A 17,838-nucleotide genomic window follows, 5' to 3' on the forward strand; every position below is an offset into this window, starting at 1 on the left:
GTCAGGCGGACTCGTGGAACGTGCGCGACAGGACGTCGAGCTGCTGCTCCCGGGTCAGCTTAACGAAGTTCACGGCGTACCCCGACACACGGATGGTGAGCTGCGGATAGTTCTCCGGGTTCTCCATCGCGTCGAGCAGCGTCTCCTTGTTCAGGACATTGATGTTGGCGTGGTAGAGGCCCTCCCCCATGCCGGCGTCGAGGATGCCGACGAGGTTCGCGACCCGCTCCTCGTCGTTGCGGCCGAGCGCCGGCGGCGTGATGGTGTTCGTCAGCGAGATGCCGTCGAGGGCGTCGTCGTAGGCCAGCTTGCCGACGCTCAGCATCGACGCGATCATCCCGTGCGTATCGGCGCCGTTCTCCGGGTTCGCGCCGGGCGCGAACGGGGTGCCCGCCTGGTGGCCCGATGGGAACGAGCCCGTGTTCTTGCCGTAAACCACATTCGACGTGATGGTCAGCACCGACTGCGTCGGGATGGCGTCGCGGTACAGCTTCATGCTGCGGATCTTGTCCATGACGGTCTTCACGACCAGCTTGGCGATCTCATCGGCGCGGTCGTCATCGTTGCCGTAGCGGGGGAAGTCGCCCTCGGTGATGTAGTCGATGACGAGGCCCGAGTCGTCGCGCACCGGGGTGACGGTGGCGTACTTGATGGCCGACAGCGAGTCGGCGACGATCGAGAGACCCGCGATGCCGCAGCCCATGGTGCGCACGATGAAGTCGTCGTGCAGCGCCATCTCGATGGCCTCGTAGGCGTAGCGGTCATGGCAGTAGTGGATGATGTTCAGCGCCTCGACATAGGTGCCGACGACCCAGTCGAGCATGGCGTCGTACCTCGCCCAGACGGTGTCGTAGTCGAGCGGCTCGTCGCCGGCGATCGCCTCGTAGCCGCTGACGACCTGCTTGCCGGACATCTCGTCACGCCCGCCGTTGATGGCGTACAGCAGGGCCTTCGCACTGTTCAGACGGGCGCCGAAGAACTGCATCTGGCGCCCGATCGCCATCGGGGACACGCAGCACGCGATGCCCGTGTCATCGCCCCAGTGTTCGCGGATGGCCTTGTCGGACTCGTACTGCAGCGCCGAGGTCTCGATCGAGATCAGCGAGCAGAACTCCTTGTAGCCCTCGGGCAGCGCGGGGTCCCAGTAGATCGTGATGTTGGGCTCCGGCGCGGGGCCGAGGTTGCGGAGCGTCTGCAGCAGGCGGAACGACGTCTTGGTGACCAGCGTGCGACCGTCATTGGCGAACCCGCCGTCGGACCAGGTCGCCCAGTACGGGTCGCCGGAGAAGATCTGGTCGTAGTCGATGGTGCGCAGGAAGCGCACGATGCGCAGCTTGGTCACCAGCGCGTCGATGGCCTCCTGGGCCTCGGACTCGGTGAGGATGCCGGCGGCGATGTCACGCTCGGCGTAGATGTCGAAGAAGCCCGAGAGGCGGCCGATGCTCATGGCGGCGCCGTCCTGGCTCTTCACGGAGCCCAGGTAGGCGAGGTACGTCCACTGCACGGCCTCGATGAACGTGCGCGCCGGGCGCGACAGGTCGAAGCCGTAGGTGGCGCCGAGGTTCTTCAGCTTCTTCAGCGCCTTGATCTGCTCCGAGTGCTCCTCGCGGTAGCGGGCCCAGTCCTCGCTGAAGGGAAGCTCGACGACGGCTTCCTTGTCCTTGGTCTTGGCCTCGATGAGGCGGTCGACGCCGTAAAGGGCGACGCGTCGGTAGTCCCCGATGATGCGGCCGCGGCCGTAGGCGTCGGGCAGGCCAGTGATGATGTGAGAGCTACGGGCGGCGCGGATGCGGGGGGTGTAAATGTCGAAGACGGCCTCGTTGTGCGTCTTGCGGTGCCGGGTGAAGATCTCTTTGATCTTCTCATCGGGCTCGAGGCCCGCCTCACGAATGGCGGTCTCGACCATGCGCCAGCCACCGGCGGGGATCATGGCGCGCTTCAGCGGCACGTCGGTCTGCAGGCCGACGATCACGTCGTCGGCCTCGCAGATGTAGCCGGCGGGGAAGGCGTCGACGTCGCCCGGGATGTGGGTCTCGACGTCGTAGACCCGCTTGGCGCGCTCGACGCTCAGGTACTCGCGCTGCAGCGTGTCCCACACGGTCAACGTCTTCGCCGTCGGCCCCTCGAGGAAGCTGGCGTCGCCGGTGTAAGGGGTGAAGTTCGCGAGGATGAAGTCGCGGACGTCGACGATCTCCTGCCACTCGCCGCCGGTGAACCCCTCCCAGGCGTCTGCGCGCTCGATGTCAGTGGTGGTCGATGCCGTCATGAAAGCTCCTGAATCCTCTGTGTGCCGATCCGGAGAAAATACTACCCTCAGTAGGATTAACTCGTGACGCCGCCCGCGCTAAGGCTCAACGTGAGCGACCACTCGGCGGACCGTGGACGGAGCTGGTGTTCGGGGCGCACATCGGGACCGCAGGACGCCGATCCGAGGCCGTGCTGCTGCGCGTCGAGGTAGAGATGGGTCGCCCGCGAGGGCGGCAACTCGTGCGGATGCCGCGCCGCGGTGACCTCCGCCGCGTCATGCGCACGCAGCGAGAACCCTGGAAGACCGCCACCCGCCTTGTGCGCCACGACAGACACTCCCAGGTCAAGAAGGACCAGTTCGCGCAGCCCGGCCCGGTGGCCGCTCTCCTGCGGAACGGCGTAGTCGACGACGAGATCGCCGACGTCAGCCGCGAACCGCCCCACCAACGCGGCCGCGTTGGAGTCGGCGTAGTTCTCCAAGGGGCCGGTGCCGAACCACTCAACGCGCCCTGCGTCCCTTGCCAGCTCGAAATGCAGCCCGATCCGCGGCCAGGTGCCCGCCCAGCCCACCGTCGGGACGGCGGTGGCCTCCAGGTGCAGGCCCCCGCCTCGCAGGGTCCAGGTCAGCTCGACGGCGATGGCCGTGCGCTTCGCCGACGCGGAGTAGCGGTGCCGCACGACGACGCGTCCCGGCTCCGCGACGACGGACTCCACCCGCCGCCGGAGGCGGTCGATTCCCTCATCCCGCCAGCGCCGGGCCGCCGCCGGCGAGAGCGCGTCGTTCTCCGTGGGGGCACGCCAGAGCTCGAGGCGTGGCCCCGCGACGGCGGTGCCGCCGAGGGAGACGAGGTCGCCGGTGTGGGCATCGAAGAGGGCGGGCCCGAAGGAAAGGGACGCGCCGTCGACGACCGGCGCCTCCGACGAAGGAGCGGCGGGCAGGTCTTCGGTCCGGTCGGCGAGCCGTAGCTGGGTCGTGCTCACGGCGTGCCCGGCCGGGGCCCAGGGAAGGTCCGCGGCGGTGACCGCCGCGACGGTGCGCCACAGCTCGCCGTCCCCGGGCACGGAGTCCGGTGCCGCGATCGTCGCGCTCTCCCCTGGCGCGAGGGCGGGGACGACGACCTCTCCCGACGCGACCTCGCGGCCGTCGAGTTCGTCGCGCCAGACGAACCTGAGATCCGAGGTGTCGCCGTCGTGCCGCCGGTTCTCGACGGTGACCGTTTCGGTGGCCAGGGCGATCTTTATCGGGGTGGTGACCGCCGCGAACTCGGCCATCATCGGGGTCGGGGTGCCGTCGGCGAGGAGCATGCCGTCGCAGACGAAGGACCCGTCGTGGATCTCCTCGTCAAAGTCGCCGCCGTAGCCGAAGTACTCGGTGCCGTCGGGGGTCGTGGTGCGCAGCCCGTGGTCGCGCCACTCCCAGACGAACCCGCCGTGGAGCTGCGGCAGCTCGTCGAAACGGCGCTCGTACTCGGCCAGCGCGCCCGAGCCGTTGCCCATGGCGTGCGCGTACTCGCACAGCATCATCGGCCGCTTCGCCAGTTCCGCGTAGCGCCCCGGAGAGATCCGCCCGTCGTCACCGACGCCGGACGACATCGCGTCCAGCTCCTCAACGGAGGAGTACATCCGCGAGACGATGTCGGTGTAGCTGCCCTCGTAGTCCTGCTCGTAGTGCACCGGGCGCCCCGGGTCGCGACGGCGCGCCCAAGCCGCCATCGCCGCAGCGTTCTGACCGGTGCCGGACTCGTTGCCCAGCGACCACGCGACGACGGAGGGATGGTTCTTGTCGCGCTCGACCGTGCGCTCGATCCTGTCGATCAGCGCGTCGCGCCAGCTCGGGTCGTCGGTCGGGTTGTCGACCCATCCGCCGTATTCGAAGCCGTGGGTCTCGAGGTCGCACTCGTCGATGACCCAGAACCCCAGCTCGTCGGTGAGATCGTAGAGACGCGGGTGGGACGGGTAATGCGACGTGCGGATCGCGTTGATGTTGTGCCGCTTCATCAGGTGAAGCTGGGAACGGACCGCGTCCTCGTCGAACACGCGCCCGTGATCGGGGTCGTACTCGTGCCGGTTGACGCCGCGGAGCCGCAGCTTGCGCCCGTTGACCCGCCACTCGTGGCCGACGACCTCCACCCGGCGAAACCCGACGCGCAACTCGCGCGTCTCGACGGCGTTGCCCACCTCCGCCTCATACAGCCGGGGCACATCGGCGCTCCAGGGCTCGACGACGCCGACCTCGAAGGCCGCGACCTCGTCCGCGGTCTCGTACGTCCGCTCCGCGCCAGCCACCCGCACCGTGACAGGGTAGGCGGCGTCGTCGGCGCGGATCTCGGGCAGGATCCTGCCGAGCCCGGTCGCGGCGTCGTAGTCCGCGCGCAGCCACACGTCCTCGATGCCGCCTGCCGGGCGGGCCACCACGGCGACCTCGCGGAAGATACCGGGAAGCCACCACTGGTCCTGGTCCTCGAGATAGGAGGCGGCCGACCACTGGTGCACGCGGACATGCAGCACGTTGCGGCCCACGACCACCTCGTCGGTCACGTCGAGTTCCTGGGCCAGCCTGCTGCCGCGCACCACGCCGACCCGGACGCCGTTCAGCGACACGATGGCGAGCGACTCGACGCCGTCGAACCGCAGATAGACCCGATCGCCAAAGCCCTCCTCCACGTCGAAGCCGACCCTGTAGTCGCCCGTCGGGTTCTCGTCCGGCACGTGCGGCGGCTCGACAGGGAAGGGGTAGTTGACGTTGGTGTAGACGGGCTTGCCCCAGTCCTCGCGCCCCTGCAGCACCCAGTGGCTGGGAACAGCGATCTCGTCCCAGCCCGAGTCGTCAAAGGCGACGGCCTCGGCGCCATCGGGCGCCGCCTCGGGGCGGGCCGAGAAGCGAAACCGCCAAGTGCCGCTCAGGTCCACCTCTCCGGCCGTCGACGGCACGCGCGACCGCGGCCGCACCCGCCGTCCGGAGCCGGGCGCATAAGAGGTGATCTCGGACGATGGCATATCTCTCTCCCAGGGGTTGGTTCGACGGCGGGGGTGGCCGTCAGCGGATGCCGCGGAAGGAGAACCGGAACTCCAGTTCCCCGTTCGCGGGCAGGCGATATTGGGGATGGGGCTGCGCTCCCCAGGAGTCGTCGCCGGCCACACCGCGACGCATGAGCGCGGGCCGGAGCCAGGTGCGCTGCGGCGGCGGCAGATCGACGGCGTGCGCCGCGTTCTCGATCTCGAACGGGCTCCACGGCAGGGCCGAGAACTCCATGCCTCGCGGGCACTCGAACCGGATGCCTGCGCCCTTGGCGTCGGTGACCTCCGCCCACCGCACCCCCGTGCGGCTGCCCGCCTCTTGCGGGCGCAGGTAGGGGGTGAGGAGGTTGTCGACGTTCGCCTCGTACACGTCCAGCCGGGCGCCGCCGCGTCGATCGACGTAGCACTCCTCCGGGCCTTCGCCGTAGTAGCGCAGGCGGCCACGGTCCGCGTCGACGCTGAAGAGCATGCCGAACTCGGGCAGGTCACTGAGGCCCGCTCCCGGCTTGACGTTGAGCGTCACCTCGATGCGGCCGTCTCCGAACACGCGGTAGGCGACCGTGCAGGCACTGACCGGGCGGGTGGGCAGCTCGTAGTCGTAGGTCACGACGACGGAGTCGGCGAGTTCCTCGACCTGCGGGGTCTTACGCGTGCGCGACGTCTCGGCGTAGCGACTCGCGAGGAGCCAGTCGCCGTCGACGAACGGGGCACCCCATCCGCGCTCGTTGGCGGTGGGCGCGTGCCAGAAGTTGGGCATCGGCATCGACGCGAGCAGTTGCCCGTCGCCGTCGCTGGTCAGGCCGTACCGGTACGACTGGAGGCCGCCGAAGGTCCGCGAGAACAGAGCGAGGAAGTGCGGGCCGCGCACGCCGACGTTGTGGATGCCCTGGATCAGCTCCGGCGCGGCCGCCGGGGCAGGGTCGGGGGCGCCGGGAACGTCGACGACAACCTGCTCCCAGCCCATCTCCGCGCCCGACGGCGCCCAGGAGGTCCCTCTCCGAAGCCGGTAGGACACCTCGACGGTGTACTCCCCCGGCTCCTGCGGGACCGAAAGCGGCAGCGGGTAGGTGCCGGACTCGCCCGGCGCGACGGCGTTCTCGAGCGTCGCGCTCTCGAGCACGACGCCCTCGCGCGCCAACGTCACGACGCAGTCCAGCGCCGACGTGTCGGTGAAGAGCATCCGGTTTGTCAACGTGACCGAGTCGGCGCTCACATCGGTCGCGATGCCCTGGTACAGGTACTTGACCTCCTGCATCCGGGGCATCGGAGTGTGGTCGGCAAAGAGGATGCCGTTGCCGCAGAAGTCCCCGTCGTGCGGTGCCTCACCGCAGTCACCGCCGTAGCCGAGGAAGTCGCGGCCGTAACGGTCCCTGAGGGCGATCGCCTGGTCCGCGAAGTCCCAGATGAAGCCGCCCTGGAACAGCGGCTCGCGGTACGCGAGATCCAGGTAGCGGTCGACCGCGCCGAACGAATTGCCCATGGCGTGCGCGTACTCGCAGAGGATGAACGGCTTCGAGCGGTTCGCCTGCAGGAAGGCCTCGACCTCGGCGGCGGGCGTGTACATCCTGCTCACGATGTCGGTGGTCTCCGGGTACCGGGGGTCCCAGTCGACGCCCTCGTAGTGCACCGGCCGGTCATCGACGCTGCGGAAGTAGTTCGACACGGCGAGGATGTCCGTGCCGCCGAAGGACTCGTTGCCGCAGGACCAGATCACGATGCTCGGATGGTTCCTGTCGCGGCGGAGCATCGACGCCGCGCGGTCGAGCAGCGCAGGCAGCCACTCCTCCCGGTCGCCCGGCAGCGCCTCGCTGACCGGGGCGTCGGCGAAGCGCAGCCGATCCCACATGGCGTGGGTCTCGAGGTTCATCTCGTCGATGACGTAGAGCCCGTACCTGTCGCACAGCTCGTAGAAGAAGGAGTTGTTCGGGTAGTGGCTCGTCCGCACGGCATTGATGTTGTTGGCCTTCATCAGCCGCAGGTCGGCCTCCGTCTGCTCCCTCGACATCACCCTCCCCTGCAGGCCGAATTCGTGGCGGTTGACGCCGTTGAAGACGATCCGCCTGCCGTTGATCTTGAGTAGCCCATCCTCGATGCCGAACCGGCGGATGCCCACCGGTTGGCGAATGAACTCCGTCAGCGTCCCGGACGCGTCGCGCACCTCGATCTCGAGGTCGTAAAGGTACGGGTCCTCCGCGCTCCACGGCCGCGGATCGGAGACCTCGACGGCCAGCACGCCGTCGGCACCGGCCAGCTCTCCGACACCGGCCAGCCGCGCAGACACGGCGCCCTCGCCGAGCACCTCGGTGCTGAGCGTCACCGTGGCGAGGCTCAGGTCCCCGGGCGCGTCCACGCGGATGACGAGGTCCTGGACGTGGGTCGAGGGGCGGCGGTAGAGCACGACGTCGCGGAAGATGCCGGAGAACCGGTAGAAGTCCTGATCCTCGAGCCACGAGCCGGACGTCCATTTGAACACCTGGGCCGCCAGCTTGTTGTCGCCGGCGACGAGCGCGTCGGTGAGGTCGAACTCCGACGGCGTGAAGCTGTCCTCCGCGTAGCCGATGTAGCGGCCGTTCAGCCACACCGCGACCGCGCTCTCTGCCCCGTGGAACGAGACGCTGAGGCGCTCCCCTTCGGCGAGGGGCTCGTCGACGGCGAACGATGTCACGTAGCTGCCGACGGGGTTGAACAGCTGCGGCGCCTGGCCGGCCTCCAGCGCCTCGTGACCGTCCCAGGGGTACTGCACGTTGGCGTACTGGGGCCGGTCATAGCCCTCCAGTTGGATGTGGGCGGGCACGCGGATGTCGTCCCAGCCCGAGGTATCGAAGTCCGGTGACTCGAAGCCGGGAACGACGGCGCCGGGATTCTTCGCGTAGTGGAACTTCCACAGGCCGTTCAGGCTGTGCTCGAAGCCGGAGACCCCGCGCGCGGCCTCTGCTGCGTCGCGGAACCACCGGTGATCCGAGTGGGCTGCCATTCTGTTGTCGGCGAAGAACAAGGGGTCGGAGATCTGTCGGGGATCGAAGGTCACTTGATGGCTCCTGTCATGCCCTCGGCGAAGCTGCGCTGCAGCACGAGGAAGATGATCATGGTCGGTAGGGAGGCGAGCAACACCGCGAGCATCAGCACGCCGTAGTTGGTGACGTAGCCCGCGCTGAGGTTGGAGATCAGCATAGGCATGGTCTGGTACTCGGTCTTCAGCAGGATGACCTTCGGCCAGAGGAAGTTGTTCCACGCCGCCATGAAGGTGATCACGGCCGCCGCCGCGTAGGTGGAGCGCATCGTCGGGATGTAGATCTGGAAGAAGATCGAGAGCTCGTTCAGGCCGTCGAGACGTGCGGCCTCGAGGATCTCGTGCGGGAAGTTCCTGGATGCCTGTCGGAAGAGCAGGATCAGGAACGGCGTCGAGATCGCCGGGATGATGACCGCCCAGGTCGAGTTCAGCAGACCGACCGAGGCGAACAGCCGGAACAGCGGGATCATGGTCGCCGCGAACGGGATCATCATCGCCAGCAGCAGGACGGCCATGAGGCGGTCCTTGCCCTTCGAGTGGTAGATCTCGAAGCCGTAGCCTGCGATCGAACACACCAGGAGCGCAAGAACCGTCGTGCCGACCGCGATCAACGCGGAGTTCAGCATCGCCGCCCCCAGGTTCGACGCCGCGAGAAGGTCGTTCCAGTTCCGGAGCAGGTTCCCGCCGGGAAGCAAGCGCGAGCCGAGGACGTCCTGGCTGGTGTTGGTCGCCGACACCACCATGAAGAACAACGGGAAGATCGAGAAGACCGAGAACACCGTCAGGAACACGTAGCCGGGAACCTGGCGCCACTTGTACCTAGTCACGCTTGTCACCCACCTTCATCTGAATGAGCGCCAGGATGGCGACGAGGATCAAGATCACGTAGGAGAGCGCCGAGCCGTACCCGATGTTCGGGTTCCTCTGGAACGACACCTCGAAAAGGTAGTGCGACATCGTCATCGTCGTGTACGCGGGCCCGCCGCGGGTCAGGTTGAACGACTCGTCGAACAGCTGCAGCGTTCCGTTTGTGGACATGATCGCCGTGAGCAAGATCATCGGTCGGAGCTGCGGGACGGTCACGTGCCAGAACGTCCGCCACGAGTTGGCGCCGTCAACCCGGGCCGCCTCGATGCTCGAGTGGTCGATGTTCTGCAGCGCCGCGAGGTAGAACACCATGTTGTAGCCGGTCCAGCGCCAGACCAGGCCGAGGATGAGGACGAAGCGGGCGGTGCCAGTCTGACCGAGCCAGTTGATCGGCTCCCCGATGAGGCCCAGGCCACTCAGCACGTCGTTGACGAAGCCGTCGGTGGCGAACAGCGTGCGGAACACCAGCGAGTAGGACACCAGCGACACCGCGCACGGCAGGAAGATCGCGGTGCGCCAGAACGACTTCCAGCGCAGGTTCGGGTTGTTCAGCAGGTTCGCGAGCACCAGCGCAAGGACCAGCATGATCGGCACCTGGATGATCAGGTAGACGAACGTGTTGCCGAGCGTGAGCTTGAAGGTCTCGTCCTGGAAGAGCCGGGCGTAGTTGTACCACAGCGGCTCCGCCCAGTTCAGGCGCGTGCCCCTGCCCGTCTGCATCGAGAGCAGGAACGCCTCGAACATCGGCCAGAAGCTGGTGATCAGGATGAGCAGGGCGGCGGGGATCAGGAAGACCCAGCCGGTCAGGTTGTGGCGCTGCGACGGAAGCATCCGTCGCTTTCGCGGGCCGGGCGTGCTCACCTGCGCCCCGGCACCCTCTTGAGCGGTCGTCGTCGACACGCGTGTCTCCTTTCGTCGAAGGGAAGGGGTGCGGGCCGGGAGCCGTAGCTCCCGACCCGCACCCCATCGAGTCACTGCATCGCGAACTCGACCGTGCTCTGGGCTTCGGCCAGCGCCGTCGCCATGTCCGTGCCACTGATGACCTTCGTCAGGGCCGCGCTCACCGCGTCACGCGCCTCGTAGTAATAGGCGCCGGTGTTGTTCGCGGGGACCTTGGAGCCGAAGTCGACGACCATCTCGAAGATGGGCTGGTCGCTGAAGAACGGCTGGGGCTCCTTGTAGACCGCCGAGCTGCCGGCCGGGATCCAGTTGGCGACCGCTCCGGCCTTCGGGAGGATGATGTCGTACAGCTCGGTCGAGCCGGCGAACGTGGACTTCAGGAAGTCCGCGGCCAGGTCGAAGTCGCCCGTCTGGCTGATCGCCCACGAGGAGCCGCCGTTGGCGGTGTAGTTCGTCGCACCAGCGACACCGTCGAGCTTCGGCACGTTGGTGACCTCCCACTTTCCTGCCTGATCCTCGGCGGTCTGCATGGTGGCGACGACCCAGATGCCGTTGACCACGCCCGCGATGTTGCCGTTGACGAACCCGCCGACGTACTCGTCCCACGAGTTGACCTCGACGTAGACGCCCTCCTTGACGAGCTTCACGTAGGTCTCGACCGCGGTGTTGAGCGTGGCGTTGTCGACGATCGTCGGGTTGCCCTGGTCATCGAACAGGCTCGCGCCCGAGCTCTGCAGCATCATCATGATCATGTCCGAAGAGCCGGCCGTGCCGGACAGCATAGCCTTGCCGGTCTTCTCCTTGACCTGCTTTCCGAGCTCGATGTACTTGTCCCACGTGATGTCGGTGAAGTCCGCGGTGGTGAGGCCCGCCTCGGAGATGATGTCGGTCCGCAGCGCCGAGATCGCGGTGCCCGCATCGAAGGGGACGCCGTAGTTGACGCCGTCGATCGTGGAGTACGCCCTCACGCTCTCCGGGAACTCGTCCCAGGTCACGCCCGAGTCCGTCAGCGGCTGCACCAGGTCCGGGTAGTTGATGACGTTCTTCTGGTACGCGTTGTTCTGCATCAGGAAGATGTCGGGCAGCTCGTTCCACGACTGCGACTGGGCGATCGTCGTGAGCTTGGTCTGCAGGTCGTCCCAGGGGGTCTCCTGGATGTCGAGCTTGAAGTCGGGGTGGTCCTTCTGGTAGATCTTCTCCGCCTCCTGCATGGCGAAGATGTTGAACGCGGGATCCCACGTCCACACGGTGAGGGTCTGGTCACCGCCGCCTCCGCCTGTGTTGCCCCCACTTCCGGGGGTGCCTCCGTTGTCGCCACCGCAGCCGGTGAGTGCAACCGAAACGGCCAGCAGGCTCGCAGCTGCGAACTTGACCAACTTCGTCTTCTTCATTGAACGGTCCTTCTGTTGAAACCATCTGCCGAAAGCGGATCGGCGCCCGGCAACCGAGCAACGGCCACGCTGCGACACCCCTGTCGCCGCGATCCGCGCTCAATTGTTTACGTTGCCAAGCGAACCACCAAGTGCGCCCCGGACGCAAGAGAAATCTGCTCCCCAATCGGTAACGATTCGGCTACGACGGTCCTGGAGCACGAAAAGTGGTGACGTTGCCACAGGGGGCGACTAGCATCGCGTCATGGCGAGCACGCAACGACGCACCGGCCGGCCGAGGGTGCCGTCCATCGGGGACGTCGCCGCCCTGGCCGGGGTCTCGGCCCAGACCGTCTCCCGCGTCTCGACCGGCTCGCCCTCCGTGCGCCCTGCCACGAGGGAGTGCGTCCTGAAGGCCATGACGGAACTCGGCTACACGCCGAACCGCGCGGCCCGCGCCCTGCGCGTCGGCACAGTCGAGAGCATCGGGATCGTCACGCAGCGGCTCTCGCGCACCGGCGACGGCGTGACCGCGGCCGCCGTCGCGACCGCCGCCCAGGAACGCGGCTACTCGGTCAGCCTCGTCGAGGTGCCCGAGCCGGACCCGGAGGAGCTGCGCAAGGCCACCCACCGCCTGTCCAACACCGCACTCGACGGGCTCGTCATGGTCCGCGCAGGGCACGCCAACGCCGACGCGCTCCCCCTCCCGCCCACCCTTCCCGTCGTCGTCGCCGACTCGCGGCTGGCCGGGCACTATCCGTCTGTCGTCTGCAACGAGGTTCACGGCGTCGAGGACGCGGTGACGCACCTGCTGGGCCTCGGCCATCGCACGGTCCACCACATCGCCGGGTCGCCGGACGCGCATCCGGCGACGGTCAGGATGGCGACCTGGCGGCGCTGCCTCTCCGCCGCGGGCATCGCCGCCCCGGAGCCGCTCGTCGGCGACTGGACCCCCCGCTCGGGCTACGAACTCGGTAGCGAACTGGCGGCCGATCCCTCGGTCACGGCCGTCTTCTGCGCCAACGACGAAATGGCCTTCGGCCTGATCAGGGCGCTACACGAGGCGGGACGACGCGTTCCCGAGGACGTCTCGGTCGTCGGCTTCGACGACATCGCGCTCAGCGCGTTCAGCCACCCCCCGCTGACCACGGTCAGCCTCGACTACGAGCACCTCGGCCACGAACTCGTGCGCGTGCTCGCGGAGCAGATGTCCGGCCCCGTGGGTCCGAACGTCCCAAGAGTGGTGCTGCCCACCAAGCTCCAGATCAGGGCGAGCACGGGGCCACCGGCGCGCCGCTAGCGAGCGTGTCGTAGGCTTCCGGCATGTCCGAGCTTGCAGAGACGACGCAGTTTCTGGCCGGCCGCGAACCCTGGTCGCTGCTGCCCTCCGGCGAGGTGGCCGCGTACGCGAGACGCGCGATCGCGTCGTACGTGCGGCGCGGCACCCGGATCCTGGTCGCGGGCGCGCCGAACACGCGCATGCACGTGATCCGCTCCGGGGCGGTCGAGGTGCGCGACGGTGAGGGCGTGCTGATCGACCACGACGAGGAGGGCCACTGCTTCGGGCAGTCGTCCATCCTCGAGGAGCGACCCTCCCGGTTCACGTTCACCGCGACCGAGGACACGCTGCTGTGGTCCTTCGAGGCCGACGTCGTGCGCGAGTTGGTGGCCAACCCCCGGGTGCTGCGGTTCTTCACCGAGTCGCGGCTGAGCGACACCACACGCCAAGCCTCCGAGGACGGCCCCGTGCTGCAGGTGGCGGTCGCCGACATGATCACGCGGTCGCCGGTGACGATCGACGTCGGCTGCACCGTCGGCGACGCCGCGGTCGTTATGCACAACCAGCGGATCTCGGCGATCGTGGTCACGCGCGGTGAGGAGGAGCTCGCCGGCATCCTCACCGACCGCGACCTGCGCCGCGTCGTCGCCATGGCGCAGCCAGGCACCACGCCGCTGGCCGAGGCGATGACCGCAGACCCGTACACCGTCGGGAAGGACGCCCTGGCGCTCGACGTCCTGCTCAGCCTCGTCGAGCACCGCATCCATCACCTGCCCGTGGTGGACGGCGGCCGCGTGGTCGGCATGGTGACCTCGGGCGACCTGATGCGGCTCGAACGTTCCAGCCCGCTGTACCTCGTCGGCGACATGGCCAGGCAGGACGACGTCGCCGGTCTCGCGACCGTGATGGGACGGCTACCACGGCTGGTGGCGCGGCTGCTGCGCCAGGACGCGAGCGCCGAGGACATCGCGCGCATCGTCAGCCGTACCGCGGAGGCGCTGTGGCAGCGCCTCGCGGAGCTGGCGGAGGAGAGGCTAGGGCCGCCGCCGGTGCCGTACTGCTGGATCGCGTTGGGGTCGCTGGCGCGGCAGGAACAGGCGCTGGGCTCGGATCAGGACCACGCGTTCATCCTCGACGACGCCGCGCTCCCGGAGCACGACGCCTACTTCGCCGAGCTCGCAGAGTTCCTCACGTCGGCCCTTGTCCAGTGCGGGTTCCCCCGCTGCGACGGCGACGTCATGTCCACCAACCCCCGTTGGCGGCAGCCGCTCGGGCAGTGGTGGCGGACGTTCTCGGGGTGGCTGTCGTCGCCGACATCCGAGGCTGTGCTGAACTCGTCGATCTTCTTCGACCTGCGCCCCATCCACGGCGACCGCTCGCTCGCGGTGCAGCTGCAGCGTCGGATACTCGCCGCCGCACCGCAGGCGACCCGCTTCCTCGGGCACCTCGCGGCGCACGCCAACGACATCGAGGTGCCCATCGGGTTCTGGCGCGGGTTCGTGCTGGAGAAGCAGGGCGCACACCGCGACCGGCTGGACGTCAAGAAGGGCGGCATCACCCCCATCGTCGACGTCGCGCGGCTGTACGCGCTGAAGTGGGGGCTGCGTCAGGTAGGCACTCGCGCCCGGCTCGCGGCGGCCGCGGAGCACGGCGCGGAGGTCGACAACCTGCTCGACGCCCACGAGTTCCTCTGCTACACCCGGCTGCAGCACCAGGGCATGCAGGTCGCCGCCGGGCAGCAGCCCGACAACTTCGTCGCCCCCAGCGAGCTGTCCGAGTTCGAGCGGCGCACGCTGCGCGACGCCTTCTCGTACGTCGGCAAGGCGCAGCGGGCGCTGACCGTCAGCTTCCAGACGCAGTACATGCAATGAGCGCTCGAGGAACGGGCCGCGCGACGACGGCTCGCGGACGACGGGCGGGCGCCCGATGAGGTGGCCGTTCCGGAAGTCCAACGCGACGCTCGTCGAGCGGGTACCCGACGGCGGGCTGCGCCGTTACCTGGCCGCGCCCGCGCCGGCGCGCGAGACCCCCGTCGGCCGGGTGCCGATGCTGGCGCTGGACTTCGAGACCACCGGCCTGGACCCGGGACGAGACCAGATCATCTCGGCGGGCATGGTCGACGTCGATGGCTTGGGGATTCCCCTTGGCACCGCGACGAACCTGCTCGTCAACCCCGGGACGGGCGTCGGTCAGTCGGCGATCATCCACCAGCTGACCGACGACGAGCTCCTCGCCAAGGGCGTGCCGTTGGAGGAGGCGCTGGACATCGTCTTCGGCAGGCTCGCGGGCAGGGTGCTGCTGGCCCATCACGCCGGGGTCGAGGTCGGCTTCCTCGCCGCGGCGGTCGGCAGGCTGTACGGGGTGAGCGTCGAGATCCCCGCCGTCGACACCCTCCAGCTCGGGCGCCGCGCCCTCGGCCAGGGTGAGGATCACCCACCCGATGCCCTGCGCCTGTGGCGGCTACGCCGTCGGTCCGCCCTGCCGACCTACCGCGGCCACGACTCCGTGGTCGACGCCCTCGCCTGCGCGGAGCTATACCTCGCGCTCGCCCAAGAGCTGGGCGTCAAGACCCTCGGCCAGGCCCTGCGTTGGTCCTGAACCAGGCCTCACAGGTCCCCGAGCCGACGAACCGTTCCGTCCCAGCCGTCGACGAGCCAGGACACGACCTCCGGTAGCTCGACAGGAAACACCTCGACGTCGAACTCGGCGATCTCGTCGGGCGCGAACCAGCCGAGGCCGTCCATGAAGTCGCGCTCGACGGCGGTCCACCCGGTGGTGTCGAACACACCGGGAACCGCGTCGAGGCGTGCAACGAAGAACTCTTCGTCCTGGCGCACATGCCGGGCGCGGAAGTCGAAGACCGAGCTGCGCACGGCGACCGGGCCGACGAGCGAGGCGGGATCGAGTTCCAGTCCCGTCTCCTCGCGCACCTCGCGGACCGCGGCCTCGCGGGCGGTCTCGCCGGCGTCGATACCGCCGCCGACCGTGAACCACCAGCTGCGCCCAGGGTTCTGGGCATCGTGCGCATTGATCAGCAGCAGCCGACCCTCCCCGTCGAACAGCAATACGCGCGCGGCGTCGCGGCGCGGCATCCCATCGGGACCGATGGCCCAGCCCTCGCCGGAAAACGAATAGGGTTCGCTCACGTGCCAGAGGTTACCCCGCCGGCCGACACAGATCTCTGTATGCGCCGAGCCGGGCCTATATACGTCCTGGCCCGGCGCATACAGAGATCTGTGTCCGGGAGGGCCGGGAATGACACCCTTGGGTTTTGTCGGAAGGGACGTCTAGAGTGACGCCCCGTGTCTTCGTCAGCCCTTGAGCACCTGTCCCCCGCGTTCCCGCAGCGCGCGGCATGGGGAACCGCCAGCTTGCTGCGCGCGTGGCAACAGGAGGCGCTCGACCTGTACGAACGCGAGCAGCCCCGCGACTTCCTCTGCGTTGCAACCCCCGGCGCAGGCAAGACGACCTTCGCGCTGCGTGTCGCGCTCGGGCTGCTGCGGTCCCGCACCATCCGCAGAATCGTCGTCGTCACCCCCACCGAGCATCTGAAGGTGCAGTGGGCCGACGCCGCGGCACGCGTCGGCATCCAGCTGGACCCGGGAACCGACGGCTCGACGCGGCGGGGCCGGGCGAAGGAGTACGACGGCTCGGCCGTCACCTACGCGGGCGTCGCGGCACGTTCCTACGTCTACGAGGCCCTGTGCCACTCGAAGGACGTTCTCGTCATCTTCGACGAGATCCATCACGCGGGCGACTCCAAGAGCTGGGGCGAGGCGATCAGCTACGCGTTCTCGCCCGCCGCGCGGCGCCTTTCGCTGACCGGAACGCCGTTCCGGTCAGACGACAACCCCATCCCGTTCGTCGCCTACGACGAGCTCGCGCCGGGCGTGAAGCAGTCGCGGGCCGACTACACCTACGGCTACGCCGAGGCGCTCGCCGATCACGTCGTGCGCCCTGTGCTCTTCATGAACTACGGCGGGCCGATGCGGTGGCGCACGCGCGCTGGCGACGAACTGGCCGCCGACCTCGGCGTCCCCATGACGAAGGACCTCACCGCGGCGGCCTGGCGCACGGCGCTCTCCCCCACAGGCGAGTGGGTGTCCGCCGTATTGCGCGCCGCCGACCAGCGTCTGACGGAGGTCCGCCGCCACGTCCCCGACGCCGGCGGCCTCGTCATCGCCACCAATCAGACGACGGCGCGGGCCTACGCCAAGCTGCTGACCGAGATCACCGGAGCCAAGCCCTGCATCGTGCTGTCGGACGACGGCAAGGCCAGTGGCAGGATCGATGAGTTCTCCGCGTCTCAGGAGCGGTGGATGGTCGCCGTGCGCATGGTGTCCGAGGGCGTCGACGTGCCGCGGCTGGCCGTCGGCGTCTACGCGACGGCCACCTCGACGCCGCTGTTCTTCGCGCAGGCCGTCGGCCGCTTCGTCCGCAGCCGCCGCCGGGGTGAGGTCGCCACCGTGTTCCTCCCCACCGTCCCGGTGCTGCTCGGCCACGCCGCCACCATCGAGAAGCAGCGCGACCACGTCCTCGGCCGCCCCAAGAACGACGACGGTGACATCTGGGCCGAGTCCGAGGCGGAGCTGGAGCAGGCGAACCGTCAGGAGTCGGGCTCCGACGACCTGCTGGGCGAGTTCGAGGCGCTCGAATCCCAGGCGACGTTCGACCACGTCCTGTTCGACGCACAGGCCTTCGGGATGCACGCCGAGCCGACCTCCGCCGACGAGGCCGACTACCTCGGCCTCCCCGGCCTGCTGGAGCCGAGTCAGGTCAGCGCCCTGCTCGCCGAGCGCCAGCGCCGGCAGCTGCGCCGTCGGGAACGCGACGACCGCAGGGTCGAGCCGGAGGTCGCGCTGCACCGGGCCCTGGCGTCGAAGCGCAAGGAACTCAACTCTCTGGTCAGCCAGTACGCGCGCCTGAAGGGCGTGCCGCACAGCCACGTCCACGCGGACCTCCGCCGCGAGTGCGGCGGTCCCTCACTGGCGAAGGCCAGCCAGGAACAGGTCGACGAGCGCGTCCGCGCCGTCCGTTCCTGGCTCCGCGGATGACGGCTACTCGGCGAGGCGCACCGATCCGACGCTAACTGCCCGATTCTGGAGGAGACTCGCCCAACCGGCCGCGTTGTCGCCGATTCCGTGCGG

The 17,838-nt window shown here is 68.7% G+C and carries 11 protein-coding genes; 4 read left to right on the top strand and 7 right to left on the bottom strand.

Features of this window, described 5'->3' with window-relative positions:
• Position 1: 1 nt before the first annotated feature.
• The 6 genes from pflB to IPJ61_RS00705 all read right to left on the bottom strand — a co-directional run bounded on the left by pflB (position 2) and on the right by IPJ61_RS00705 (position 11,433).
• Entirely contained in the window at positions 2-2,266 is a 2,265-nt protein-coding gene (pflB, locus tag IPJ61_RS00680; protein WP_297102026.1) for a formate C-acetyltransferase, read from the bottom strand.
• 56 nt (positions 2,267-2,322) lie between these two features.
• The gene (locus tag IPJ61_RS00685; RefSeq protein WP_297102027.1) at positions 2,323-5,244 is read right to left on the bottom strand and encodes a glycoside hydrolase family 2 TIM barrel-domain containing protein; all 2,922 of its coding nucleotides are present in this window, start codon (positions 5,242-5,244) and stop codon (positions 2,323-2,325) included.
• A gap of 40 nt (positions 5,245-5,284) precedes the next feature.
• A complete protein-coding gene (gene lacZ, locus IPJ61_RS00690; RefSeq protein ID WP_297102029.1) occupies positions 5,285-8,293 on the bottom strand; it encodes a beta-galactosidase, LacZ type in 3,009 nt (1,002 codons plus the stop codon).
• Positions 8,290-9,102: a carbohydrate ABC transporter permease gene (locus tag IPJ61_RS00695; RefSeq protein WP_297102031.1), complete on the bottom strand. Its 813-nt coding sequence runs from the start codon at positions 9,100-9,102 to the stop codon at positions 8,290-8,292. The genes lacZ and IPJ61_RS00695 overlap by 4 nt, the downstream gene beginning before the upstream one ends.
• Entirely contained in the window at positions 9,095-10,042 is a 948-nt protein-coding gene (locus IPJ61_RS00700; protein WP_297102034.1) for a carbohydrate ABC transporter permease, read from the bottom strand. Before IPJ61_RS00700 ends, IPJ61_RS00695 begins: the two co-directional genes overlap by 8 nt.
• A gap of 71 nt (positions 10,043-10,113) precedes the next feature.
• Positions 10,114-11,433 carry an ABC transporter substrate-binding protein gene (locus tag IPJ61_RS00705; RefSeq protein ID WP_297102036.1) on the bottom strand — a complete coding sequence of 440 codons (1,320 nt, stop codon included), beginning with the start codon at positions 11,431-11,433 and terminating at the stop codon, positions 10,114-10,116.
• 244 nt (positions 11,434-11,677) lie between these two features.
• Between IPJ61_RS00705 and IPJ61_RS00710 the strand changes: the two genes are divergently transcribed.
• The 3 genes from IPJ61_RS00710 to IPJ61_RS00720 are packed head-to-tail and all read left to right on the top strand — an operon-like array spanning position 11,678 to position 15,289.
• The gene (locus IPJ61_RS00710) at positions 11,678-12,712 is read left to right on the top strand and encodes a LacI family DNA-binding transcriptional regulator (protein WP_297102037.1); all 1,035 of its coding nucleotides are present in this window, start codon (positions 11,678-11,680) and stop codon (positions 12,710-12,712) included.
• 23 nt (positions 12,713-12,735) lie between these two features.
• On the top strand, positions 12,736-14,562 hold the full coding sequence (locus IPJ61_RS00715; RefSeq protein ID WP_297102038.1) for a DUF294 nucleotidyltransferase-like domain-containing protein: 1,827 nt from the start codon (positions 12,736-12,738) through the stop codon (positions 14,560-14,562).
• Positions 14,563-14,617: 55 nt separating this feature from the next.
• Positions 14,618-15,289 (top strand): exonuclease domain-containing protein, encoded by a 672-nt coding sequence (locus tag IPJ61_RS00720; RefSeq protein ID WP_297102040.1) that lies wholly within the window; start codon positions 14,618-14,620, stop codon positions 15,287-15,289.
• A gap of 8 nt (positions 15,290-15,297) precedes the next feature.
• Here IPJ61_RS00720 and IPJ61_RS00725 read toward each other — a convergent pair whose 3' ends face one another.
• On the bottom strand, positions 15,298-15,837 hold the full coding sequence (locus IPJ61_RS00725; RefSeq protein WP_297102042.1) for an NUDIX hydrolase: 540 nt from the start codon (positions 15,835-15,837) through the stop codon (positions 15,298-15,300).
• Positions 15,838-15,993: 156 nt separating this feature from the next.
• Here IPJ61_RS00725 and IPJ61_RS00730 point away from each other — a divergent pair, with 156 nt between their 5' ends.
• On the top strand, positions 15,994-17,745 hold the full coding sequence (locus IPJ61_RS00730; RefSeq protein WP_297102044.1) for a DEAD/DEAH box helicase: 1,752 nt from the start codon (positions 15,994-15,996) through the stop codon (positions 17,743-17,745).
• Positions 17,746-17,838 lie beyond the last annotated feature (93 nt).

Source organism: Tessaracoccus sp. (assembly GCF_016714275.1).
Taxonomy (GTDB): domain Bacteria; phylum Actinomycetota; class Actinomycetes; order Propionibacteriales; family Propionibacteriaceae; genus Arachnia.

Bases quoted from the DNA above. Each gene is read 5' to 3' on its own strand.
- pflB (WP_297102026.1), bottom strand. From the start codon at position 2,266: ATGACGGCATCGACCACCACTGACATCGAGCGCGCAGACGCCTGGGAG.
- IPJ61_RS00685 (WP_297102027.1), bottom strand. From the start codon at position 5,244: ATGCCATCGTCCGAGATCACCTCTTATGCGCCCGGCTCCGGACGGCGG.
- IPJ61_RS00705 (WP_297102036.1), bottom strand. From the start codon at position 11,433: ATGAAGAAGACGAAGTTGGTCAAGTTCGCAGCTGCGAGCCTGCTGGCC.
- IPJ61_RS00710 (WP_297102037.1), top strand. From the start codon at position 11,678: ATGGCGAGCACGCAACGACGCACCGGCCGGCCGAGGGTGCCGTCCATC.
- IPJ61_RS00715 (WP_297102038.1), top strand. From the start codon at position 12,736: ATGTCCGAGCTTGCAGAGACGACGCAGTTTCTGGCCGGCCGCGAACCC.
- IPJ61_RS00720 (WP_297102040.1), top strand. From the start codon at position 14,618: ATGAGGTGGCCGTTCCGGAAGTCCAACGCGACGCTCGTCGAGCGGGTA.